Here is a 22,648-nt window from a genome sequence, read left to right as displayed (position 1 = left end):
CCGCAAGGAAGGTAGATAAATGGCTGGGAAAACAGTTGACGAAGCCGCCGCCGCGCAAGCGAAGGGCGATATGGCCAACGCTGTCGAGGGTATGAAGTTCACGATCAAGGCGATCAGTGACGAAGTCACCCAGGCCAAGGGCTGGCAGGGGCGTTCGCGCGTAGCGTTCGACGCCGCCTGTGTCGAGTGGGACGGCGAAGCCAAGCGGCTGAACGTGCTGCTGGATCAGCTGCAGGAGCAGGTCGGCGAGGGCACTGCCAGCTTCGTGCGTCAGGACGAAGAGGGCGAAAGCGAATTCCAGTACATCCGTCTGTGACTCGCGCTCCACTACACATAATTTCGATCGGAGGATCTTGCAATGGCTGGTACCGGCGATGTACAGGAATATGACGAGGGTGCGATCACCACTCTCTTCCACGACTTGGTGGGCTTTCGTAAGGCCCTCACCGACTTCGCGGGGGAGATGAAGGACGCGGGCGGCAAGCTGGAGATCGCGTGGGAAGGCACTAACGCCTACACCGGATTCCACACGACCCATCAGAAGTTCGACGCGGAGTTCGAAGACACCCTGGTGATCATGGACAAGGTGGCCGCCGCTGTGGAGACCGCGCTGCAGCGCGCGCTCGGCACCGACGGCAAGATCGGTGACGGCTTCGCCGACATCGGCTGAACACGCTGTCCACACAGCAATGGCCGGCAGGTGCGCTACGCACCCGCCGGCCATTCGTGTATTACCTGGCGGCGGCCAGTGATTCGCCGATGTAGCGCATCTCGTCCGGCGTGGTGACCATCAGCAACGTGGTGGTGACGGCCGAGGTCCGCACGGTGATCATGTTGGGCCGCTCGGTGTCCTGCATCAGCACCACGTCCGCGTCGAAATCGCCGCCCGGTTCCCACGGTGCCCGCACGTGCACGATGGTCGCGCCACCGGTCAGCGTGGTCGGCGGAACTCCGTCGAAGACCACCAGCGTGGCGTGGGGGAACGGGGCGTTGACCGGCGGTGCGGGCGGCTGCGGCGGATGATGCGTGGCGCCCGCCGAGCGCGGTGCCAGCCAGAGTGCGTGTGGCGCGTCCACATTCGCCACCATCGAATGCCAGGCCTCGGGGCGGTCGGTGTGCACGATGGCGCGCGCGCCGACCGCGATCGCCCGCAGGATCACCTGCTGAGCCAGATCGAGTTTGCCGACCACCTCGAGATGGCGGGTGCCGTCACCGACCAGCGGAACCGCGATGCCCTGCCCGGTGGCGTCCGCGCCGATCAGCTGGCCACAGCCGGCGGTCGGCACCGCGACGCCGGCGAGCGCGGTCAACGGACCGTGGTAGGCACCGGCGCTCTGGCGCACGGCTTTTCGTGCGGGCAGGCAGTCCAGCATGGCGCGGAACTGCTGCCCCGGCAGGGTGCGCAGCCCCGCGATCGGGGGCTCGCTGGGTTCGAAGTGCGTGTCGAAACGGACCAGCGCGCCCACGGTGATGGCATCGAGGGTGCGGTTGTGGCGCTGCCCTTCCTGGTCGGCCCCCGGTCGCAGGCGCAAGGTGATCGTGGTGTTCGCGCTCGGTGTCGCCCAGAGCTGCGCGAACCCGGCCGACCCGATCAGGTCGGGGCCGATTTCATAGCTGGTGAGGTGAACCGTGCCGTGCACCAGGGACTTCGGCGTCTCCAGGAATTCGTCGAGCGGCACGCCCCGGGTCAACTGCCGTACCGCGCTGTTCATTTCGCCCGCGGTCAGCACCGACACCGAGATGTCCAGTGCGGCGAGGCGATTGGCTACCCGGCGGGTCGCGATGAGCGCGGTGCGCAGGGCACCGGTAGCGCCGCCGCCCCGATTGTCGACGGCCTGAGCGTTCGCCAGCGGATCCAGCCGCAACACCAGCCACACCGTGCGATGCGCGATCGCGGGCAGCGGGCCGATGATGCTGTCGTACAGCTCGGCGATCACGCCGTTGCCCGCGGTCCGCGCCCCGGTGCTGATGACGTCCACCGCGGACAGGTTGATATCGAATTGGCCCAGGCACTTGGCGATTTCGGTGAGCGGGAGCATCTGGTCGGTGCTCAACCGGCCCGGGCGCAGCAGCGTCAGCGCGTCCGGCGGCGGGTCGATCCGCAGCATGGTGATGAGTAGATTGCCGTCCCAGCGCATGCCGTAGCCGCCGCCCTCGGGCAGCGGCACATCGAAGGCCGCGCCGGTCGAGGGCTCGCCGTCGCCGCCGCCGGTGAGTTCCGGGCCGGGCCGGGCCCGGCGCCAGCGGTAGGCCAGCGCCATGGCCAGCATGCCGACGAGGTTGTGCGGGAACCGTCTGCGCACCGGCATCGCGCCCAGCACGAGCACCGCCGCGCCGATCGTGATCACCGCCCACAGCGGGAGATCGAAAACCAATGCCACCCAGGACGCGAGCGCGGCGAACAAGGCGAGCGGAATCAGCAGATGCAGCGGCATCTCGCGGAACAGCCAGAACTCCGGATCACGCAAGGTGGTGTCCACTCGGTCCGGCGCGGAGCCGGCAGCGGGGGAGTTCTCCCGTTCGTTCACCGTCTTGTTCACCACAATTCAGCCAAGGGTTCGAATACCTGCGCGGTGGAATCCACCGACCCCGAACCGCCCCGATCACCGTACCGTGCTGTCCGGTGGCGGGCGTGCCGGTAATTCCGCGGGCCGTCGGATTGACAGTGAACCCAGTGCCGTTACTGTAATTTCGGCGGCGCCGGTCCGGATCCCGGTACAGCGTCGTGCGTTCGGTTCGCGATGAAGTGACGTTCGATGGAGGCCACGTGCCGGCTCAGCTGACCACCCGGGCCCAGGTCAATGGATACCGCTTCCTGCTCCGCAGGCTCGATCACGCGCTGGTGCGCCGTGACGTGCGGATGCTGCACGACCCCATGCGTTCTCATTCGCGCTCGCTGCTAGTGGGTGCGGTGCTCGGCTTGCTGATCACGGCCGGCGCGGCGATCATGGCCTTCCTGCGCCCGGTGGGCGCGATCGGCGACGCGCAGATCGTGATGGGTAAGGAATCCGGTGCGCTGTATGTGATCGTCGCCGACCAGGAAGGCCGTCAGAAGCTGCACCCGGTGCTCAACCTGGCCTCGGCCCGCCTGATCAGCGGCAGCAGCGAGTCACCCACCTCGGTCAAGGACAGCAAGCTCGCGCCGATGGCCCGTGGCTCCCTGGTGGGTATCCCAGGTGCGCCCTCCTCGTTGCCGGGCTCGGGGTTCGGCGCCACCTCGGAGTGGTCGCTGTGTGACCGGGTGAAGCTCTCGGCCGGTGGCAGCGCCGTCTCGGCGACCGGCGTCGACACCACGGTCATCGCGGGGAATCCCGAACTGAATCAGCGCATTCGGCGTACCGGCGCGGAAGAGGCCATCCTGGTGCGCCGGGAAGACAAGACCTATCTGCTCTACGAGGGCAAGCGCGCCGAGGTGGACATGACCAACTCGGTGATGACCCGCACGATGCAGCTGTCCGCGCACCGTCCGCGCCCCGCGGGCACCGGGTTCCTCGACGCGGCCGCGGCGGTGCCGCCGCTGGCCGCCCCGACGATCCCGCTGGCGGGTTCGCCCGGGCCGGGTCGACTGTCGGATGTGCCGATCGGCGGTGTCATCTCGGTGGCGGGCAACGGCGGTTCCCGGGAGCTGTACGTGGTGCTCGCCGACGGCGTGCAGCGGATCACCGAATTCGCCGCCGATGTCCTGCGCACCGCGAATTCCCAGGGCATGCGCGACATCAAGGCGGTGACACCGGACGTGCTCACCGGTATCGCGCAGGTACGCCAGTTGCCGCTGCAGCACTTCCCGGAGCGGGCACCCAAGATCCTGTCCGCGGAAGACGCTCCGGTGGCCTGTATCTCGTGGTCCAAGCAGCAGGCGCCGAAGGGCGCCGTGGACGGGCCCGCCGACCGGGCCGCGATCAGCCTGTTCGTCGGTGCGCAACTGCCCCTGACGGATTCGCAGAAACCGGTCGAGCTGGCGACCGCCGACGCCGGCGGTGACCGCGTCGACGCCGCCTATCTGCGGCCGGGAACCGGCGAGTTCGTCCAGGTGACTGGCATGGAGCCGGGCAGCCCCCGGCGCGGCAGCCTGTTCTACGTGGCCGACAGCGGGATCCGCTACGGCCTTCCCGACGTGGAGACCGCTACGACGCTGGGGCTGGGGGACACTCCGCGCTTGGCCCCGTGGGCCATCGTCGGCCAATTGGTCCCGGGCCCCACGCTTTCCGCCAAGGAAGCCCTGGTCGCCCACGACATCCTGCCGACCACCTGGAACTGACCGGCGCCGCCGCGCTCGGGGTCAGGAGACCCCGAGCGAAGCCAGGACCGTGGTGAGTGCGGCCTGCATGTCGGCCTCCTCGATCCGGCGCAGCATCGTCTCGTCGATGGCGTCCAGATCGAGGGAATCATCGTTGGCCAGCCGGAATTCCCGCTCTTCCTCGGCGGTCTCGATGATGTTCCGGATGAAGCGGCCGTTGCCGGCCAGGTCGATGCCGCGGCGCGGCATGCCGCTCTGGTCGGTCTTCTCCGAGTTGTACAGACCCTCGCAGGCAATGATCAGCTGGGCGAGCGCCTCGTCGGACAGCTCCGAATCCCGGGCCGTGGAGATCACCTGACCGATCCGGCCGAGCTCCTCGGGCGTGTAGGAGGGGAACTGCAGGCGCTTGGCGAAGCGTGAGGCCAGACCATCGTTGGCGGCGAGCAGGCGGTCGATTTCGCCGTCGTAGCCCGCGATGATCACCACCAGGCGATCGCGGTCGTTCTCCATCCGGGCCAGCAGCGTGTCCACCGCTTCGCGGCCGAACGCGTCACCGCCGGACAGGCCGGTCTGGATCAGCGTGTACGCCTCGTCGATGAACAGCACGCCGTCCATCGCGGTGTCGATCAGCTTGTCGGTCTTGATCGCGGTACTGCCCAGATGCTGGCCGACCATATCCATGCGCTTGCACTCGATCACCTTGTCGGTCTTGAGCAGGCCGACACCGCAATAGATCTTGGCGACCACGCGGGCGATGGTGGTCTTGCCGGTTCCGGGCGGGCCGGTGAACGCGAGGTGATTGCCGCGCGCCACGTTGGTCATGCCCTTCTCGGCCCGGATCTTGGCGAGCTGGGCCGTGGCCTGCAGCTTGGCGACCTGGGTCTTCACCGCGGTCAGACCGATCTGGCCGTCCAGTTGCGCGCGCGCCTCGGCGAGAATGATCTTCGCCCGATCCTCGTGCTCGGCCGCCTGCATCTGCGCCATCGACGGCGCCGAAGCCGGATCCCACTTGTCGGTGCGGGATTCGATGGACTCCGCGGTGGTCACCGTGATCCGGTAGGTGCGGTCGCGCATGGCGGCGGCGTTGGCCGTGAAATCCGGTGCCTGCGTGAACACCTGCTCGAACAGGCGCTGTGCTTCGTCTTCCTTGCCGGTCTCGCGCAGGCACAGGCCGCGGCAGAACATGGCGGTACTGCGCGCCGCTGGAATCGGGCCGGCCTCGGCCCGCTCCATCCGGCGGATCGCCTCGCCGAACAAGCCCAGCTGGGCACAGGCCGAGCCGACCATTACGTGCGCACCGGTGGCCAGGTAGGGGTCGTCCCATTCGGCCGAGCCGTTCAGCACCGTCATGACATCCGGCCAGCGCTGCGTCGAATAGTGCAGCACGCCACGGATATAGGCGCAGATACGGTTGTCCGCCTCGCGGTCGGGATCCTGGGTGAGGGACTTACGGTGCTTGTCGAGGGCGTCGAGCAACCGCTCGGCCTCGTCGAACTGCTTGTCCTGGATCAGTTGCGCGGTGTATGCCAGCCAGATCTCGGTGTAGCTGGACAGGGGGTAGTCGATATAGAGCCCGGCCAGAAAGCGGCCCGCCATCACGCGCGGGGCGAGCCCGAGCCTGCGCTGCTCGCGATACAGCGTGGTGGTACTGGTCTTCCACAGGTTGTGCAGTACCTCGGTGGTCATTTCCCCGGCCGCGGCGCGGCCGAGCCACGCGTCGCACATGCCGGTATCCCACTCGGTGGCACGCTGGAACGCGAGTTTCGCGTACTCCAGGTCGCGTGCTGATTCCTGCCCATCGATGGTCAATCCGAGGGACAGGACTCCGGCGTCGAAGGCGCGCTGTGCTTGGCGATTGCCGGTCATTGCTGTCGAACCCCGAAATCTCTCTCAGTGCTGCTGAATGCTTCAGAGCCATTGCCCACGTTTGTCTTCCGCCAGCTTAGAGGGTGTGGCTGTTCCGAGCCGGACTATCGTCCCGCGGGCAGCGCGGCGATGGCAGCGGGACGTCGCTTGCGATCGCGTGGGCAAGGTCTGTCGGATACATTAGGTTTCGCTGCCGGTAGGTTGCAACGTGTACGAAGCCGTGCCCGCACGGTCGATCGTGAGTTGGTTCGACAGGTAGGTTGCTGAGGCAAGTGTTGGCATTGTTCGGAATTGAGCCGAGGGCGCTGCGCCATTGACCGAGTCGTTGAGCAGCGGCTCGAGGGTCGCTGAAGTTGATCTGTGCCGAGTTTCGGTGATCGGCGGCAATACCCAGCTCGATGTGGGCCTGCCCGCCAATGTGCCGATCGCCTCGTTCATCTCGGATCTGGTGTCGCTGATCGAATCTCGCAATCCCGATCCGGTGGAGAGCGAGGACGGCGGCGCGCCGCTGAAGACCGAGCACTGGACCCTGGCCCGGCTCGGCCGCGACGCCATCGCGCCCAGCCGCACGCTCACCGAGGCCGAGGTGTTCGACGGCGAGCTGCTGGTATTGCGTGCGGTCAGCGCCAAGGAAGCGCCCGCGCTCTTCGACGATGTCATCGACGCCGTATCCCGGCTCACCGCGGACGATTTCCGCGGGTGGTCCCCGGCCGCGGCGCGCTGGACCGGTTTGATCGCCGCCACGTTTACCGTGGTGCTCGCGCTGATGCTGCTGTTCCTCGGTCGTGGTTCGGGTCTCGGCCTGACCGCGGGCTTCCTGGCCTTCGGCGCGGGTATCGCCGCCGCGGTCGGCGCGGCCATCGCGGCGCGCCGGTATGCCGATCCGCTGACCGCGGTCTGGTTGACGCTGTGCGCGCTGCTACTCGGGTTCGGCGCCGGCGTCCTGTTCGTTCCCGGAGACCTCGGCAGTCCCCATCTGCTACTCGGTTTCGCCGTACTGCTGGTGGCCACGATCGTGCTCTACCGGGTCACCGCGACCGGCGCCACGCTCTGCGCCGCGGCGGTCACCATCGCCGTCTACGGCGGCGGCGCCGCGTTGATCCGGATGATCTGGGAACCGTCGCTGCTGCAGATCTCGGCCGGCCTGCTGGTCGTCGGAATCCTGCTGATCTCCGCCGTTCCCCGCTTGGCCGCGGTGCTGGCGCGACTACCTGTTCCACCGGTGCCCACCGCGGGCGGCGCGATCGACCCCGCCGACCACGAACCGCGCCCCACCATCGAGGGCATCGGCGCGATCGGCGCGACCGCGTTGCCCTCGGCGGTCGGACTCGGCCAGCGTGCCAAGGCCGCCAACCAGTATCAGACCGGCATGGTGTTCGGTGCCACGGTCGCCGCCGTGCTCGGCGCGCTCGGCACCGCCGACCCACTCGGCGAGCCCCGCTGGCAGGGCCTCGCGCTCGCGGTCATCGCCACGGTGATCCTCAGCTTGCGCGGGCGAGCCTTCGCGGACCTCGCGCAAGCCGCCATCCTGATCTCCGGCGGGGCCGCTGTCCTGGTCGGCCTGCTGACCGGACTGGCGCTCGGTGACGCCGACTTCGTCTTCGTCGGCAGCGCGTTGCTGCTCGCGTGCGCGACCGTCGTCGTCGGCTTCGGCGTCATCGGCCCGCACCTCGAGGTCACGCCCGTGACCCGGCGGATGGGCGAGATCTTCGAGTACTTGCTGATCTGCGCGGTGATTCCGCTGGTGCTGTGGATCATGGGCGTGTACGCGATGGCCAGGAATATATGACCTGGCGCGGTGTCGGAATCCTCGGCGCTGCTTGCGTTCTGGGGGTGTCGGTGCTCGGCTGGCCGGCGACGGCCAGTGCGCTGAATCCGCCCACGGTGCACGACGGCGCGCTCGGCGCGGCGCAGGCGCTGAGCGGTAGACCCGCGCCGATGGAGCCGACCGAACAGCGCACCGTGTGCTCGGAACCGAAGCTGGCCGGCGCGGCCCCGGTCGAACCTCCGATGGCGCAGCACGTGCTGAATCTGCCGACCGCGTGGCAGTTCAGCCGCGGGGCGGGACAGAAGGTCGCGGTCATCGACACCGGCGTGACCCGCCATCCCCGGCTGCCCGCGCTGCAGCCCGGTGGCGACTACGTCTCCGATTCCGACGGCACCTTCGACTGCGACGGGCACGGCACCTTCGTCGCGGGCATCATCGCCGCTCAGCCCAGCCCGGCCGACGCCTTCACCGGTGTCGCGCCGGAGGCGGAGATTCTCAGCATCCGGCAGCTCAGCTTGGCCTTCGAGCCCAAAGACCGGCGCGCACAGGCCGATCCCGGCGCGATCGTCGATTCCGGTTACGGCAATGTGCTCACGCTGGCCGGCGCTGTCGTCCGCGCGGTCGACCTGGGCGCCACCGTCATCAATATCTCCGAGGTCGCCTGTACCGCCGCGTATGCGAACCCCGCCGACGACGCCCTCGGCGCCGCCGTGAAATACGCCTACGAGCGCAACGTGGTGGTGGTGGCCGCCGCCGGGAACGTGGCGAGCCAGGGCGCGTGCGCGACGCAGAACGAGAAGAGCGGGTGGGACTCGGTGTCCACCGTGGCCAGCCCCGCCTGGTTCACCCCTTACGTACTGGCCGTCGGGTCCATCGATGCCAGCGGGGCGCCGTCGGCGCTGTCGCTGAACGGGCCGTGGGTCGGTGTGGCCGCGATCGGCCGCAATATCGTCTCCCTGGACAGCCGGGCCGGCGGCACCGGCGTGGTCGACCGCGTCCAGACCTCCGACGGGCCGCAGCCCATCGAGGGCACCAGTTTCGCGGCGCCCTACGTGTCCGGCCTGGCGGCGCTGGTGCGCTCGCGCTATCCGCAGCTGACCGCGGCCCAGGTGATCGACCGCATCAAGCGCACCGCGCACGCGCCCGGAATCGGCCGCGACGACAAGATCGGGCACGGCCTCATCGACCCGGTCTCCGCGCTGACCGCTTACCTGCCGGACCAGCCGGCGGCCGAGGGCGGCCCCGCGCCGCGCGCGATCGCCCCGCCGTTCCGCCCGCCCGCCCCGGACCCGCTGCCGCGCCGGGTCGCCGTGTTCGGCGCCGCCGGATGTGTCGCACTGCTGGTAATCGGTGCGGCCGTGGCGATTCCGTTCCGGCGCGAGCGCGACGACGACCTGCCCGACTTCGATTCAGAGCTGTAAGGATCCATGGTTACCGAAGGTTTCGTGCGCCGTCCCCGCATCGCGCCGCCGCGGGCGCCGGGTGGTGAGGTCGCGTTGAGCTCGCCGCCGGAGATCCAGCGGCCGATGCCGACTCCGCTGATGATGAAGCTGATGCCGGTGATCATGGTGGTCGCCGTCGTGGGCATGATTGCGATGATGGCCATGATGGGGCGCAACCTGTTGCAGAACCCCATGATGATGATGTTCCCGATGATGATGCTGATGTCGATGGTCGGCATGATGATGGGCATGCGCGGCGGCGGCCCCAAGAGCGCGGCCGAGCTGAACGAGGAGCGCAAAGACTACTTCCGCTACCTGGATCAGATGCGGAAGGACGTGCGCCGCACCGGGATCAAGCAGCTGGAAACGCTGATCTGGAGCCATCCGGAACCGGTCGACCTGCCTTCGATCATCGGCACCCGGCGGATGTGGGAACGGCGTCCGGCCGATCCGGATTTCGGGCATGTCCGGGTCGGGATCGGCAGCCATCGCCTCGCCACCAAACTGGCCCGGCCCGAGACCGGTCCGCTAGAGGACCTGGAACCGGTATCCACCGTGGCGCTGCGTCGTTTCGTGCGCACTCACTCGGTGGTGCACCAGCTGCCGACCGCGGTGTCGCTGCGCGCCTTCCCCGCCGTCAATATCGGCGGTGACCGGGACGAGGCGTACATGCTGGTGCGCGCCATGCTGATGGAGGTCACCACTTTTCACGGCCCCGACCACGTCGCGGTCGCGATCGTCTGCGAGGACCCGGACGCACCGGCCTGGGGCTGGGCGAAGTGGCTTCCGCACCTGCAGCATCCGGCCAATCGCGACGGCATGGGCACCGCCCGGATGATGTACGGCTCGCTGGCCGAACTGGAGACCGCGCTCCAGGACGAACTGCTCGAACGCGGCCGCTTCATGCGCAACCCGCAGCAGACGCAGGGCCGGCTGCACCTGGTGGTCGTGATCGACGACGGCTATGTCAGCGGTTCCGAACGTCTGATCAGCGAATCCGGCCTGGATTCGGTGACCGTCCTCGATCTCACCGCACCCGAGAACGGGCTCGCCGCCCGGCGTGGCCTGCAACTGGTGATCAGCGGCGGCGAGGTCAGCGCGAAAAGCGCGACGGGCACCGAGAAGTTCGCTACCGCAGACGCCGTCAGCATCGCCGAAGCCGCGTCGTTCTCCCGCAAGCTCGCCCGTTTCCGGATCGCGACCGCCGCGCAGATCGTCAGCCTGGGTGACGAAACCCGCGCCGACCCCGGCCTCATGTCACTGCTGAAGATCCCCGACGCCGCGCAGATCGAACCCTCCCGGGTCTGGCGGCCGCGCACCGCGCGTGAACGGCTGCGCGTGCCGATCGGCATCACCCCCGACGGCAATCCGGTCGAGATCGATATCAAGGAATCCGCCGAGAACGGCATGGGCCCGCACGGCCTGTGCATCGGTGCGACCGGTTCGGGCAAGTCCGAATTCCTGCGCACGCTGGTGCTGTCGCTGGTGGTCACGCACTCACCGGACGCGCTGAACCTGGTGCTCGTCGACTTCAAGGGTGGTGCGACCTTCCTCGGTCTGGACACCCTGCCGCATGTCTCCGCGGTCATCACCAACCTCGAAGAGGAACTCGCACTCGTCGACCGTATGAAAGACGCGCTGGCCGGTGAGATGAACCGCCGCCAGGAGCTGCTGCGTTCGGCCGGTAACTACGCCAACGTCACCGACTACGAGAAGGCGCGCGCCGCAGGTGTCGCCCTCGACCCGCTGCCCGCGCTGTTCGTCGTGGTCGACGAATTCTCCGAACTGCTCTCCCAGAAGCCGGATTTCGCGGACCTGTTCGTCATGATCGGCCGCCTCGGCCGCTCGCTGCACGTGCATCTGCTGCTCGCCTCGCAGCGCCTGGAGGAGAACAAGCTGCGCGGCCTGGACTCGCACCTGTCCTACCGCATCGGCCTGCGCACCTTCTCCGCCAACGAATCCCGCGCCGTGCTCGGCATCACCGACGCCTACCACCTGCCCGGTGTCCCCGGCGCCGGCTATCTCAAGAGCGACGCGGACGACCCGCTGCGGTTCAACGCTTCCTACGTCTCCGGCACCTACATCGCGCCGGTCGGCGGGACCCGGACCGCCGACGGCACCATCGTGGCCGGCCAGGCGCCGACGGTGTTCACCGCCGCACCGGTCGAGATGCCCGACCTCCCGGCCGTCGAAGCCGACGCCGACGATCCGCTCGGCCTGCTCCCGCCGCCGCCACCGGCCGCGGGGGAGGGCGGCGTGCCCGACACCCTGCTCGAAGTCGTGGTGCGCAGACTCACCGGACACGGCCGCCCGGCGCACGAGGTGTGGCTGCCGCCGCTGGAGGAGTCCCCGACGGTGGACATGCTGCTGCCCGACCCGGATTGGCGTTCCGCCGCCAACCGGCACGGCCAGCTGTGGATGCCGATCGGCGTCATCGACAAGCCGTACGAACAGCGCCGTGACGTGCTGACCATCAACCTGGCCGGCGCGGCCGGCAACGTCGCGGTGGTCGGCGGCCCGCAGTCCGGCAAGTCCACCACGCTGCGCACCATCATCATGGCCGCCGCCGCCACGCACACCCCGGAACAGGTGCAGTTCTACTGCCTGGATTTCGGTGGCGGTTCGATGGCGGGCCTGGTCGGCATGCCGCACGTCGGCTCGGTGGCCGGCCGCCTGGACAGCGATCGGGTGCGCCGCACCATCGCCGAGCTCACCACGCTGATGCGCCAGCGCGAGGAGCGCTTCGCCGAACTCGGCATCGAATCCATGGTGGAGTTCCGGCGGCGCAAGTTCGCCGGGATGGAAGCACGGCGCATCACCGGCGCCGCCGCGTCGGCCGACGATCCGCTGGCCGACGACCAGTTCGGTGACGTCTTCCTTGTCATCGACGGCTGGGCCGCGCTGCGCGAGGAGTTCGACTCGCTCGAGGGTTCGGTCAATACGATGGCGCAGCAGGGACTTTCCTACGGCATCCACGTCATCCTCGGCGCTTCGCGCTGGGCCGAGATCCGCCCGGTGATCAAGGACCAGATCGGTACCCGGCTGGAGCTGCGCCTCGGCGATCCCTCCGATTCCGAAATGGGCCGCAAGACCGCGGCTCTGGTGCCGATGGGCCGTCCCGGTCGCGGCCTCAACCCCCAGGAACTGCACATGCTCGTGGCGCTGCCGCGGCTGGATTCGGATTCCGATCCCGCCACGATGGCCGACGGCGTCTCCTCGGCCCGCGAACAGCTCAGCCAGATGTGGGGCGACCGCCGGGCGCCCGAGGTGCGGATGCTGCCGCTGCAGCTCAGCCGCGAGGAAGTGCTCGCGCTCGCCGCCGAACGCGGCATCGAGCAGAGCGCGACCAAGGTGGTGCTCGGCATCGGTGAGAGCGAATTGGAGCCGTTCGTCATCGATTTCGCCTCCGATCCGCACTTCATGGCCTTCGCCGACGTCGAATGCGGCAAGACCACGCTGCTGCGCAATATCGTCATGGGGATCACCGAGAACTCCACGCCCGAGCAGGCGCGGATCATCATGGTCGACTATCGGCGCACCATGCTCGGTGTGATCGAGGGTGATCAGCTCGCGGGCTACTCCACCTCCTCGCAGACCTGCGGCGGCATGATCAGCGAGATCGGCCGCTACCTGTCCAAGCGGGTGCCCGGCTCCGACATCACGCCGCAGCAGTTGCGGGAACGCTCCTGGTGGAGCGGGCCGGAGATCTACGTCATCGTCGACGACTACGACATGGTCGCCGCCGGCTCCAATCCGCTGCTGCCGCTGATCGAATACCTGCCGCAGGCCCGCGATCTCGGCTTCCACCTGATCGTCACCCGCCGCACCGGCGGCGCGTCGCGGGCGCTGTTCGACCACGTGGTCGGTGGCATGAAGAACATGTCGGTGGACGCGCTGCTGATGAGCGGCCCGCGCGATGAAGGCAAGCTGTTCGGTGACCTGCGGCCGCAGAAACTGCCGCCCGGGCGTGGCACGCTGATCTCGCGGTCCAAGGGACTGGAGATGGTGCAGATCGCCTACCTGCCGCCGCTGATGTAGTTCGCGGTAGCGGCCCCGCAGGCCACGGAAACGGCTGCGGGGCTTGCTCACCCGGTCAGGGGCGAGCTACCACTCCGGCAGCCGCCGGCGGCCCGCGACGATATCGCGGACCAGATCGTCGTAGGCGTCGGCCAATTCGGCCAGGTGATGCCAGGCGCCGTGCAACATCTCATCGTGCGCGTCCAGGGTCATCAACGCGTGATGCGCGCGGACCGAGGATTCGGCCAGCCGATCGATGACCGACCCGACGGTCTCGGTATGCAGGGTGGCGCCGAGGCGGTGCTGGGGCACACTGCGCGTCACCCAGTCGTCGACCGCCATCACCAATTCGGTTCGGCGCCGCTCGATTTCGTGGACGGCAGCCGGATCCGTGTCGATCGAGCCACCGCGGCCAACGATGCGGCGTTCGTGCAGCACCGCGAGATCGCGGGCAAACCACAGCAACGGGCCACCGACTACGCGGTGCCCGCGGCACGCTCTCACGAGTAGATCCGAAGTCGGCAGTTGCCCCGAATTCACGGGCTGCGCCGCCGAATCGGCGCAGCGGGCTGCGCCGGGAAGAGCCATGACTACTGTTGATGAATCCGAACCTGCCACGTTGCCTCGCCGTTCATCGCCGCACAACACCGGATCAGGACGTTGATTACAATAAACCTCTGAAGGCACCTGTCAAGCGTTACCGGGCCGTAGAAAACGACGAAGAGTACACTTCGTTACCTGCCCGACCAACCGAGGAGCACGATGGCGGACGGTCCGACATACCACCGGATCGCAGACCTCCTCCGCGAGGAGATCCGCGGGGGCAAGTGGAATCCTGGCGATCGGCTTCCCAGCCACACCGAGCTTGCCGACCAGATGCAGGTCTCGATCACCACGGCCCGGAACGCTATTCAAGTCCTGGTCACCGAAAACCTGGTCTATACAGCTACTTCCCGCGGCACCATCGTGCGAAACCAGGAGGTCCTGGAGTCGGTCGTCACCGACCATATTCGCCCGGACCGGCCGCGTGCGACCCACGATATCTTCGAGGAGATCGCGCGGGCCGCGAATCGCGAGCCGACCAAGGAATTCAGTGCCCGGATGGAGCCCGCCACGACGGAAGTCGCGCTCTGGCTCGGTGTCCCGGAGGACTCCTGGGTACTGGCCCGCACCGTTGTCCAGTATCTCGACAACGAACCGTGGTCCTGGGAGGTCAGCTTCTATCCGCGCGACCTGGCCGAAGCCACCGGCATCGATTCACCGCACGATATCCCCGAGGGCACCACGCGCCGGCTCGCCGACCGCGGCCATGCCGAGACCGCCCATCGCGACACGCTGTGCGCGCGCCCGGCCACCGCGGAGGAGGCCGGTGTGCTCGGGGTCGGGACGGGAACCATTCTGCTGGACCATCTCCGGATCGGGTCGAACCATCGGCGTGTCACCCGTGCCACCCGGCACCGTGCCCTCGCCACCCGCAACCGTCTCTCCTACGAGCTCGGCGACGACGAAGGGATCGCCGTAATCCGCGACACGCTGGGCAGCGCGTACCGGCGTGGCATCTCCCTCCCTTGACGAAGAGAACACTGTGTTGCCATGAATACCGTGATCCGTCAGGCAACCTTCGGCGACCTAGGTACGATCTGTCGCCTCCGCCTCCAGCGCACCGCCTGGCTCACCTCCCGTGGCTCAGACCAGTGGACGGTGGCCGGCCGTGGCAAACCCATAGAAACCTTCGCCCATGCCGTCGGCCGATCCCTGGAAGCCGGTGAGACCTGGATCGCCGAGTGCAACGGCGAGGCCGCGGGCACCGTCACCGTCGACCATCGGGCCGACCCGAATCTATGGTCCCCCTGGGAACTCGGTGACGCCGTCATCGTGCACTACATGATCGTCGACCTGCGCTTCGCCGGGCATCGCCTCGGGCATCGCATGCTCGCCCACGCCGGCCGTCTCGCTTACCAGCAGGACCGCAGCTGGGTGCGCCTGGACGCCTGGACCACCAATGCCGACCTGCACGACTACTACCGCCGCGCCGGTTTCCATCTGACCCGCATCGCCGGGCCCATCGCCAGCGGCCCGTCCTGCGCGCTCTTCGAACGCCGCACCGACTCTTGGCATTTCAGTTATCGCACCCGGCTGCCCGAGCCGGTTCTCACCGCCTACCGCGCGACTCCGGGGCTGTCCGCCAGCTGAGACCCGCCGCCGATTACGGCGATTCCACCGGCTATGACCTGGGGCGCACTGCTCCGCGCCGCATCCTCTATGCTACAGCATCGCAGTTGTGCTGCAGTACATGAAGGCTTTGCTGGAGGAAAAATGAATATGGGTACAGGACCGCGGGTTTCCCGGCGTTCGGCGATGGCGCTGCTCGGCGGAGCGGCGCTCGGGATGACAAGCGGCCTCGCGACTCCCCAGTCGAGTACAGCGCACGCGAGCGGAGTGCCCCGGGTGGCCGTGATCGGTGGCGGCATGGCCGGGGTCATGACGGCGTGGCTGCTGGACGGGCACTGCTCGGTGACACTGCTGGAGAGCCTGCCCGAGCTGGGCGGGCATGCCCGCAGCGTGGCCTGGAACGGGTACAAGATCGATATCGGCGCCCAATTCTTCGGCCCGCGCACGCATCCCGGCTACTGGCGGCTGCTCAACGACGTGCTCGGCGTGCCGATCGTCCCGACGCCCATGGGCATCACCGTGGCCCAGCAGGGCGTCAGCCAGCCGATCTTCGTCTCGCCGGCGCCGAATCGGCTGTTCCCCGTGCAGGATCCGGCCTACAGTGCGCCGCTGGTAGCGATGGGGCTGTTCACCCAGGCCGCCCGGGACCTGGAGGCGAGCGGCGACTGGAACAAGACGGTCCATCAATTCGTGGACGAGCTGATGGTCGGCGCCGACATGAAGGAGCGGCTGCTGTACCCGCTGTGCGCGACCCTGGCCGGAGCGTCGATCGCGCAGACCATGCCGTTGTCGGCCCGGGCCACGGTCGCTTTCGTGTCCCGCTCGCGCTCGATCGCGGACGACCTGCTGGCCGCACCGTTCGACTACTACAACGCCGCGCGTGGTCTGTCCGATGTCGTCGACCATATGACGGCGCAGTTCTCCACTGTCACCACGCGTTTGGGCGCGGCGGTCACGAGACTGGCTCGGCAGGGCTCCGAGTGGACGGTGTGGGCGGACGACGGCGCCGCGCCTGTCACCGTGGATCACGTGGTGCTGGCCTTGCCGCCCGAGCCCGCGGTGGGACTGGTGCAGTCCATCGGCGGCGGCATCTGGTCCGACCTCGCCGAGATCTACCGGAACTTCCCCTACTTCACCGCTCGGGTCACCCTGCACACCGGACCGGCGACGTATATGGCGGCCGGAGAGCGCAATTGGTCGGCGTACAACACGATGCTGCAGGACGGGAAGTACTCCGAGGGCACGATGTGGCTCGGCGACTGCCGGGAGTTCAACGTCTTCAAGAGCTGGACGACCAATCGGCCGCTGCCGCCCGCAGCGGAGATCATCCACGACGCCAGCTTCCGGCATCCGCTGCTGACGCCCGGTTTCGTGGCGAATCAGGGGACGTTGCGGCAGTGGCGGGAGACGAACAGCGCGGCGAACATGTGGTTCGCCGGGACGCACACCGTCGACATCGACAGTCAGGAAAGCGCGCTGGTCTCGGCGGTGCGGGTGGCTCGCGAACTCGCGCCGAACTCGGACCGGCTGGCCCGGTTGTGAAACGGAAGCCCCGCAGCCCTTTCCCGGGTCTGCGGGGCGTTCCGATCAGTCGTGGTAGCGGCGGTGCTCGATGTTGAACTGGTCGGCGACTGTGGCGGCCAGTTCGACGTAAGCGCGTTTGGCCTGCTTGCTCAGGCGGTGCAGGTCGATTTCCGCGCCCTCGGAGAGGTGATCGTCGAACGGGATGATGTGCACGGCGCGGCAGCGGGCGAGGAAGTACTCGCGCAGCTGCTGGATGCCGACGTTCACCGAACCCTCACGCGGGAGGTTGATCACGACGACCGCGTTGCGGACCAGGTGATCGTGGCCGTGCAGCGACAGCCAGTCCAGCGTGGAGGCGGCGCTGCGGGCGCCGTCGATGGCGGCCGAGGAGATCAGCACCAGCGAGTGCGCCAGGTCGAGCACGCCGCTCATCGCCGAGTGGGTCAGGCCGGTGCCGCAGTCGGTGAGGATGATGTTGTAGTAGCGCTGCAGGATGCGCGCGACGGCCCGGTACTCGTGCTCGGTGAACTGCTCCGAGGCGGCCGGATCGCGTTCCGAGGCCAGCACTTCCAGCCGGCTGGTGGCCTGCGAGGTGTGCTTGCGGACATCGGAGTAGCGCTCCACGTTCGGGTCCAGCAGCAGGTCGCGCACGGTGGAGCGGGTCTGCAGCGGAACGCGCTGGGAGAGCGTGCCGAAGTCGGGGTTGGCGTCGACGGCGATCACCCGGTCACCGCGGATCGAGGCGTAGATCGAGCCGAGACCCATGGTGGTGGTGGTCTTTCCGACACCACCCTTCAGCGACAGCACCGCGATCCGGTAGTCACCGCGCACCGGCTGCCGGATCCGGGCGACCAATTCCTGCAGCCGCAGCTCCTCCGCGGACATGCCGGGATTGATCGTGCCGCCGGACATGTGGTGCACGGCCTTACGCCAGCCGCCGCCCGGCGCCTTCTTGGCACGGCGCAGCGGGACATCGTCGAGCGACGGCGGCGGACCGCTCGGCCGCGGGCCGTTGTTGTTCCACTGGCCGCCCTGCGGCTGCTGATAGCCCTGCTGGTACTGCTGGGCGGCCTGCTGATCCCAGCTCGGTGGGCGCTGGGCGGTGCCCTGCGCGGGGCCGCCTTGGCCGCTCGCCGGCGGCGCGTAGGGGTTGGGCTGGCCGTTGAACGGCTGGCTCTGCTGGTTGAAAACCCCCGGGTCGCGGCGCTCGACCGGCGCGGGCTGGTCGCCTACGGGGGCGCGCTGTTCGTTCGCGAAAGTGCCAGGAGCGCTGGACTGTCCGTTGAACGGCTGATTCGGCTGGTTGAAGACGCCGGGGTCGCGGCGTTCGCCGGGTGCGGGCTGGTCGCCGATCGGCGCGCGATGGTCGTTCGGTGCGAACGTGCCTGGGGCGCTGGACTGTCCGTTGAACGGTTGGTTGAAGACGCCGGGGTCGCGGCGTTCGCCAGGGGCGGGCTGGTCGCCGATCGGTGCGCGGTGGTCGTTCGGCGCGAATGTGCCCGGGGCGCCGGCTTGTTCGTTGGGCTGGCTGTAGAGCCCGGGGTCGCGGCGTTCGCCCGGTCGGGGCTGATCGCCGATCGGCGCGCGGGTGTCGGCTCCGGCTGCCGCGAAAGTGCCCGGTGCGCTGGGCTGTTCGCTCGGCTGGTTGTAGAGGCCGGGGTCGCGGCGTTCGGCCGGGGCGGGCGGGTCGCCGATCGGTGTGCGCGGATCGCTTGCGGCCGGGGCGAAAGTGCCGGGCTGACCGGTGAAAGGCTCACTCGGCTGGTTGAAGACGCCCGGGTCGCGGCGTTCGCCCGGTGCGAGTTGATCGCTGACCGGCGCGCGCGAACCAGTGGCCGGGGGAGCGAAAGCGCCGGGGATCCGGCGGCCGTCGGGCCCGCGCTGATCGCCGACCGCGGGCTGCGCCGGATTCCGGGGCTGCTCCGGTGCGGATTCGCCACCGGTGGGCGGGCTGAAAGGCGGCGCGTTCCATGACTGTTCGGGTTGCGGCGCGGCGGCTTCGTCGTCCGACGGCAGCCAGTGCCGCCCGCGCGGCGGAATCGCTCCGGAGACGGGTTGTGCCGGTTCGCTGGAAGCCGTTGCGCCGCCGCCGGTTTCGCCACCGGACCACGGGGGCTGCCCGGAGCGCGGTGCTTCGGCGACCGGAGGCGCTACGGGCGCTTCGGGGTTCGAGCCGAGGTGCGCCGGATCCGAGGGGCCGGCCAGCCACGGCGGCGGGCCGTCGACCGGCGGCGCCTGTTCGGTTACACCCGACGGCGGGTCGGGCAGCGGCGGGCGAGTGCTGGATGCCGGTGGGGCACTGTCGAACTCACGCGTGCTCGGGGGAGGACCGGGTAGATCGGGGCGGGCGGCAGCGGGCCGCCCGTCGAACGCGGGCGGCGGTCCGGGCAGTTCCGCCCGGCTGTCGAACGCGGGCGATTCCGGCAGTTCGGGACGCGGCCCGCGCGGCTCGGGAGTGCTCGGCTGTCCGCCGATCACCGCGGATTGCGCGCCGGTGGCACCCGGCGGCGGGCCCGGCAGATAAGGGCGATCGCCGGCGACCGGCGGCTCGGGCAGGCGCGCGGGCGGTTCCGGGAGTCGGGTGGGCGGTTCGGGCAGGCGGGCGGCCTCCGGCTCGGGCCGGGTGTACCGCGTCGTCGCCTCGTTCGACGGCATCGGCTCCGGCGCGGCACCCTGCTGGCCCAGCGGCTGGAACGCGCCGCGATGCTCACCCGGCTGGCGGGTCGGTAGCCCGGGCGGCGCCGGCTCCCGGCTCTGCGGGCCGGACGGGCGCGCGTCGGCCGGATCTTGCGGCGCGGGGCGCTGCTGCTGTGACCGGCCGCGCGAGTCACGTGACGGTTCGGGCTGATCCCAGGAATCGTCGGCGCCGGACCACGTGGTGGGTCGCTCATCGGTCCGCGCCTGCGGCTGTGACCAGGAGTCGGAGCGCGGCTCCGGAGTCGGTTCGGCGGCGGGCGCCTCTTTATCGCGCCCGAACAGGCCCTTGCGTTTCTTCTTGTCCCGGCGCCTCGGGGAGTCGTCGATCAGATCTTCCTGCGGCAGATTCTGGACCGGTTCCTCGTACCCGGCGCCACCACCGTCGGACTCGGCCAGCCACGGCGGCAACATGGGCAAACTGTCGTTATTGCGACTCACGACTTAGCCTCGCTGAGCAGAAGGATGGCGTTCGACTCGGTACGCTTCACACATCCCCCTAGACCTGCTCGATCGATTTCTGGATCGCGCCCAGTTTACGCGACACTCCCGGCCCCCCGTGGGCCCGGTCACCTCGCCGGACTCCGACCCGTTTTTGCCTGATCGGACGGCTCCCGGTAGGCTGGAGCGGCGGTGCACCTATGCGCCGACTGTCTGCGTGCCTACCTCTCACCGAGGTTCCTCATGCAGGCAGACACCAGGCAATCAAACCAGGTTCGTGCGAAAACGCTCGTCGAACCGGGATCGCGGAGGACATGGCGAAGAAAGACGGGGCCATCGAGGTCGAGGGTCGAGTTGTCGAACCGCTGCCCAATGCGATGTTCCGGATCGAGCTCGAGAACGGTCACAAGGTTCTCGCGCACATCAGCGGAAAGATGCGGCAGCACTACATTCGTATCCTTCCCGAGGACCGGGTGGTCGTTGAGCTTTCCCCCTACGACCTGAGTCGCGGCCGCATCGTTTACCGCTACAAGTGATCGTTCGTTGATCACCCGGACGGCGTCCAGCACGCCGTCTGCCCGGCGAGACCGGGCTCACAGACTTCCCCAGTCTTCCGGCTGGGGAAAAACTGTGTTCACACCCGTGTGAACCACCAGAAAGATTGGACGGACGTGAAGGTTCAGCCGAGCGTCAAGAAGATCTGCGAGAAGTGCAAGGTGATCCGCCGCCACGGCCGGGTCATGGTGATCTGCGACAACCTGCGTCACAAGCAGCGTCAGGGCTGATTCAGCCTGATTGGGTCCTCGGGCCCTGATCACCAGCCAAGCACCGACGCAGTTCGGATTGGCTAAAAGAAGAACTCCCAGCTCCAGCCGCACACTGCGGAACAATCCGGCGCTTTTGAGATGTCTCAATTGCCCGGGAGTGTGTGTGCCAACCACCGGTTACGGAGGCCGGTGCCCCGCCAAGACGAGGGGAACGGACAGGGAGCAGACCTCCGCGACATTAAGGAACCTGCCACATGGCACGTCTCATGGGCGTTGATCTCCCGCGCGAAAAGCGCATGGAGATCGCGCTGACCTACATTTTCGGTATCGGGCGTACCCGCGCCAAGGAGATCCTGGAAGGCACCGGCGTCAGCCCGGACCTGCGCTCCAAGGACCTCAGCGATGACCAGGTCACGCAGCTGCGTGACTACATCGAGCGTTCGGACCTCAAGGTCGAAGGTGACCTGCGCCGCGAGGTGCAGGCCGATATCCGTCGCAAGATCGAGATCGGCTGCTACCAGGGCCTGCGCCACCGTCGTGGCCTGCCCGTGCGTGGCCAGCGCACCAAGACCAACGCGCGTACCCGCAAGGGCCCGAAGCGCACCGTCGCCGGCAAGAAGAAGTAGGGATAACCGATGCCTCCGAAGAGTCGTACCTCGGGTCCTAAGAAGACCCAGAAGTCGCGTCGCCGGGATAAGAAGAACGTCCCGCTGGGCCACGCGCACATCAAGTCCACGTTCAACAACACCATCGTGTCGATCACCGACCCGTCGGGCAACGTCATCTCCTGGGCGTCCTCGGGTCACGTCGGCTTCAAGGGTTCGCGTAAGAGCACCCCGTTCGCCGCGCAGCTCGCTGCCGAGAACGCTGCCCGCAAGGCGCAGGAGCACGGCGTCAAGAAGGTCGACGTGTTCGTCAAGGGCCCGGGTTCGGGCCGTGAGACCGCGATCCGTTCGCTGCAGGCCGCAGGCCTCGAGGTCGGCACGATCTCCGATGTCACCCCGCAGCCGCACAACGGCTGCCGTCCGCCCAAGCGTCGTCGCGTCTAGCGGGAAAGGAACAGATAAAAAATGGCACGTTATACAGGCCCCATCACCCGCAAGTCGCGTCGTCTTCGCGTCGACCTCGTCGGCGGAGACCAGGCGTTCGAGCGTCGTCCTTACCCGCCCGGCCAGCACGGCCGCGCGCGGATCAAGGAATCCGAGTACCTGATGCAGCTGCAGGAGAAGCAGAAGGCTCGCTTCTCCTACGGCGTCATGGAGAAGCAGTTCCGCCGGTACTACAACGAGGCCAACCGCCTCAAGGGCAAGACCGGTGACAACCTGCTTCGCCTGCTCGAGTGCCGTCTGGACAACGTCGTGTACCGCGCCGGTCTGGCTCGTACCCGTCGTCAGGCCCGTCAGCTCGTCTCGCACGGCCACTTCATCGTCAACGGTGTCGCGGTCAACGTCCCGAGCTACCAGGTCACCCAGTACGACATCATCGATGTCAAGGAGAAGTCGCTCCCGACGCTGCCGTTCCAGGTCGCGCGCGAGACCGTCGGCGACCGCCCGGTTCCGGGTTGGCTGCAGGTGATCCCGGGCCGTCTGCGGATCCTGGTGCACCAGCTTCCCGAGCGCGCTCAGATCGATGTGCCGCTGACCGAACAGCTGATCGTCGAGTACTACTCGAAGTAATCAGTGCCGTGCGTAATCGCCTGCCCCGCGGGCGATTACGCACA

Annotated in this window: 18 protein-coding genes; 14 read left to right on the top strand and 4 right to left on the bottom strand. The window is 68.3% G+C overall.

From position 1 onward, the window contains the following. The first annotated feature begins 19 nt into the window (after positions 1 to 19). Together AB0H76_RS37065 and AB0H76_RS37060 are read left to right on the top strand one after the other, a co-directional pair. The gene (locus AB0H76_RS37065) at positions 20 to 316 is read left to right on the top strand and encodes a WXG100 family type VII secretion target (RefSeq protein WP_357332017.1); all 297 of its coding nucleotides are present in this window, start codon (positions 20 to 22) and stop codon (positions 314 to 316) included. Between the two features lie 42 nt (positions 317 to 358). Beyond that, on the top strand, positions 359 to 670 hold the full coding sequence (locus AB0H76_RS37060; protein WP_357332015.1) for a type VII secretion protein EsxR: 312 nt from the start codon (positions 359 to 361) through the stop codon (positions 668 to 670). Between the two features lie 61 nt (positions 671 to 731). Here AB0H76_RS37060 and eccE read toward each other — a convergent pair whose 3' ends face one another. Beyond that, on the bottom strand, positions 732 to 2,540 hold the full coding sequence (eccE, locus tag AB0H76_RS37055; RefSeq protein WP_357332014.1) for a type VII secretion protein EccE: 1,809 nt from the start codon (positions 2,538 to 2,540) through the stop codon (positions 732 to 734). Positions 2,541 to 2,767: 227 nt separating this feature from the next. On the opposite strand from eccE, the gene eccB reads away from it, so the two are divergent. Beyond that, positions 2,768 to 4,258, top strand: a complete 1,491-nt coding sequence (eccB, locus tag AB0H76_RS37050; RefSeq protein ID WP_357332012.1) for a type VII secretion protein EccB — start codon at positions 2,768 to 2,770, stop codon at positions 4,256 to 4,258. A gap of 21 nt (positions 4,259 to 4,279) precedes the next feature. Here the strand turns inward: eccB and eccA are convergent, their stop codons facing one another. After that, positions 4,280 to 6,103: a type VII secretion AAA-ATPase EccA gene (gene eccA, locus AB0H76_RS37045; protein WP_357332010.1), complete on the bottom strand. Its 1,824-nt coding sequence runs from the start codon at positions 6,101 to 6,103 to the stop codon at positions 4,280 to 4,282. A 313-nt stretch (positions 6,104 to 6,416) separates the two neighbouring features. Between eccA and eccD the strand changes: the two genes are divergently transcribed. Genes eccD through eccCa form a run of 3 tightly spaced genes read left to right on the top strand, consistent with a single transcriptional unit; the run spans position 6,417 to position 13,351 of the window. Continuing rightward, complete coding sequence (eccD, locus tag AB0H76_RS37040) at positions 6,417 to 7,892, top strand: type VII secretion integral membrane protein EccD (RefSeq protein WP_357332008.1); 1,476 nt, start codon at positions 6,417 to 6,419, stop codon at positions 7,890 to 7,892. Further along, a complete protein-coding gene (gene mycP / locus AB0H76_RS37035; protein ID WP_357332006.1) occupies positions 7,889 to 9,292 on the top strand; it encodes a type VII secretion-associated serine protease mycosin in 1,404 nt (467 codons plus the stop codon). Before eccD ends, mycP begins: the two co-directional genes overlap by 4 nt. Positions 9,293 to 9,298: 6 nt before the next feature. Beyond that, positions 9,299 to 13,351 carry a type VII secretion protein EccCa gene (gene eccCa, locus AB0H76_RS37030; RefSeq protein ID WP_357332004.1) on the top strand — a complete coding sequence of 1,351 codons (4,053 nt, stop codon included), beginning with the start codon at positions 9,299 to 9,301 and terminating at the stop codon, positions 13,349 to 13,351. Between the two features lie 66 nt (positions 13,352 to 13,417). Here the strand turns inward: eccCa and AB0H76_RS37025 are convergent, their stop codons facing one another. After that, on the bottom strand, positions 13,418 to 13,795 hold the full coding sequence (locus AB0H76_RS37025; RefSeq protein WP_357332002.1) for a DUF4254 domain-containing protein: 378 nt from the start codon (positions 13,793 to 13,795) through the stop codon (positions 13,418 to 13,420). Between the two features lie 297 nt (positions 13,796 to 14,092). Here AB0H76_RS37025 and AB0H76_RS37020 point away from each other — a divergent pair, with 297 nt between their 5' ends. From AB0H76_RS37020 to AB0H76_RS37010, 3 genes are all read left to right on the top strand, one after another. After that, entirely contained in the window at positions 14,093 to 14,902 is an 810-nt protein-coding gene (locus AB0H76_RS37020) for a GntR family transcriptional regulator (RefSeq protein WP_357332000.1), read from the top strand. Positions 14,903 to 14,923: 21 nt separating this feature from the next. Next, positions 14,924 to 15,523 carry a GNAT family N-acetyltransferase gene (locus AB0H76_RS37015; RefSeq protein WP_357331998.1) on the top strand — a complete coding sequence of 200 codons (600 nt, stop codon included), beginning with the start codon at positions 14,924 to 14,926 and terminating at the stop codon, positions 15,521 to 15,523. 129 nt (positions 15,524 to 15,652) lie between these two features. Beyond that, positions 15,653 to 17,044 carry an FAD-dependent oxidoreductase gene (locus tag AB0H76_RS37010; protein ID WP_357331996.1) on the top strand — a complete coding sequence of 464 codons (1,392 nt, stop codon included), beginning with the start codon at positions 15,653 to 15,655 and terminating at the stop codon, positions 17,042 to 17,044. Positions 17,045 to 17,089: 45 nt separating this feature from the next. Here AB0H76_RS37010 and AB0H76_RS37005 read toward each other — a convergent pair whose 3' ends face one another. Continuing rightward, a complete protein-coding gene (locus AB0H76_RS37005; protein ID WP_357331994.1) occupies positions 17,090 to 20,134 on the bottom strand; it encodes an AAA family ATPase in 3,045 nt (1,014 codons plus the stop codon). 341 nt (positions 20,135 to 20,475) lie between these two features. Between AB0H76_RS37005 and infA the strand changes: the two genes are divergently transcribed. The 5 genes from infA to rpsD all read left to right on the top strand — a co-directional run bounded on the left by infA (position 20,476) and on the right by rpsD (position 22,604). After that, positions 20,476 to 20,697 carry a translation initiation factor IF-1 gene (gene infA, locus AB0H76_RS37000; protein ID WP_003418601.1) on the top strand — a complete coding sequence of 74 codons (222 nt, stop codon included), beginning with the start codon at positions 20,476 to 20,478 and terminating at the stop codon, positions 20,695 to 20,697. A 135-nt stretch (positions 20,698 to 20,832) separates the two neighbouring features. Continuing rightward, a complete protein-coding gene (rpmJ, locus tag AB0H76_RS36995) occupies positions 20,833 to 20,946 on the top strand; it encodes a 50S ribosomal protein L36 (RefSeq protein WP_011207363.1) in 114 nt (37 codons plus the stop codon). Between the two features lie 236 nt (positions 20,947 to 21,182). Further along, on the top strand, positions 21,183 to 21,554 hold the full coding sequence (gene rpsM, locus AB0H76_RS36990; RefSeq protein WP_194817380.1) for a 30S ribosomal protein S13: 372 nt from the start codon (positions 21,183 to 21,185) through the stop codon (positions 21,552 to 21,554). Between the two features lie 9 nt (positions 21,555 to 21,563). Then, entirely contained in the window at positions 21,564 to 21,977 is a 414-nt protein-coding gene (rpsK, locus tag AB0H76_RS36985; protein ID WP_209883949.1) for a 30S ribosomal protein S11, read from the top strand. Between the two features lie 21 nt (positions 21,978 to 21,998). Continuing rightward, positions 21,999 to 22,604, top strand: coding sequence for a 30S ribosomal protein S4 (rpsD, locus tag AB0H76_RS36980; protein WP_357331992.1), 606 nt, complete (start codon positions 21,999 to 22,001; stop codon positions 22,602 to 22,604). The last annotated feature ends 44 nt before the right edge of the window (positions 22,605 to 22,648 follow it).

Source organism: Nocardia sp. NPDC050712, from assembly GCF_040654295.1.
In the GTDB taxonomy this organism is placed as follows: domain Bacteria; phylum Actinomycetota; class Actinomycetes; order Mycobacteriales; family Mycobacteriaceae; genus Nocardia.
Note: the sequence above shows the minus strand (reverse complement) of the source record. Positions and strands in the feature narration are given on the sequence as shown.

What these genes read in the sequence shown, in the direction of transcription:
- AB0H76_RS37065 (WP_357332017.1), top strand. Translation starts at nt 20, where the DNA reads ATGGCTGGGAAAACAGTTGACGAAGCCGCCGCCGCGCAAGCGAAGGGC.
- AB0H76_RS37060 (WP_357332015.1), top strand. Translation starts at nt 359, where the DNA reads ATGGCTGGTACCGGCGATGTACAGGAATATGACGAGGGTGCGATCACC.
- eccA (WP_357332010.1), bottom strand. Translation starts at nt 6,103, where the DNA reads ATGACCGGCAATCGCCAAGCACAGCGCGCCTTCGACGCCGGAGTCCTG.
- mycP (WP_357332006.1), top strand. Translation starts at nt 7,889, where the DNA reads ATGACCTGGCGCGGTGTCGGAATCCTCGGCGCTGCTTGCGTTCTGGGG.
- eccCa (WP_357332004.1), top strand. Translation starts at nt 9,299, where the DNA reads ATGGTTACCGAAGGTTTCGTGCGCCGTCCCCGCATCGCGCCGCCGCGG.
- AB0H76_RS37020 (WP_357332000.1), top strand. Translation starts at nt 14,093, where the DNA reads ATGGCGGACGGTCCGACATACCACCGGATCGCAGACCTCCTCCGCGAG.
- AB0H76_RS37015 (WP_357331998.1), top strand. Translation starts at nt 14,924, where the DNA reads ATGAATACCGTGATCCGTCAGGCAACCTTCGGCGACCTAGGTACGATC.
- AB0H76_RS37010 (WP_357331996.1), top strand. Translation starts at nt 15,653, where the DNA reads ATGGGTACAGGACCGCGGGTTTCCCGGCGTTCGGCGATGGCGCTGCTC.
- AB0H76_RS37005 (WP_357331994.1), bottom strand. Translation starts at nt 20,134, where the DNA reads ATGTTGCCGCCGTGGCTGGCCGAGTCCGACGGTGGTGGCGCCGGGTAC.
- infA (WP_003418601.1), top strand. Translation starts at nt 20,476, where the DNA reads ATGGCGAAGAAAGACGGGGCCATCGAGGTCGAGGGTCGAGTTGTCGAA.
- rpsM (WP_194817380.1), top strand. Translation starts at nt 21,183, where the DNA reads ATGGCACGTCTCATGGGCGTTGATCTCCCGCGCGAAAAGCGCATGGAG.
- rpsK (WP_209883949.1), top strand. Translation starts at nt 21,564, where the DNA reads ATGCCTCCGAAGAGTCGTACCTCGGGTCCTAAGAAGACCCAGAAGTCG.
- rpsD (WP_357331992.1), top strand. Translation starts at nt 21,999, where the DNA reads ATGGCACGTTATACAGGCCCCATCACCCGCAAGTCGCGTCGTCTTCGC.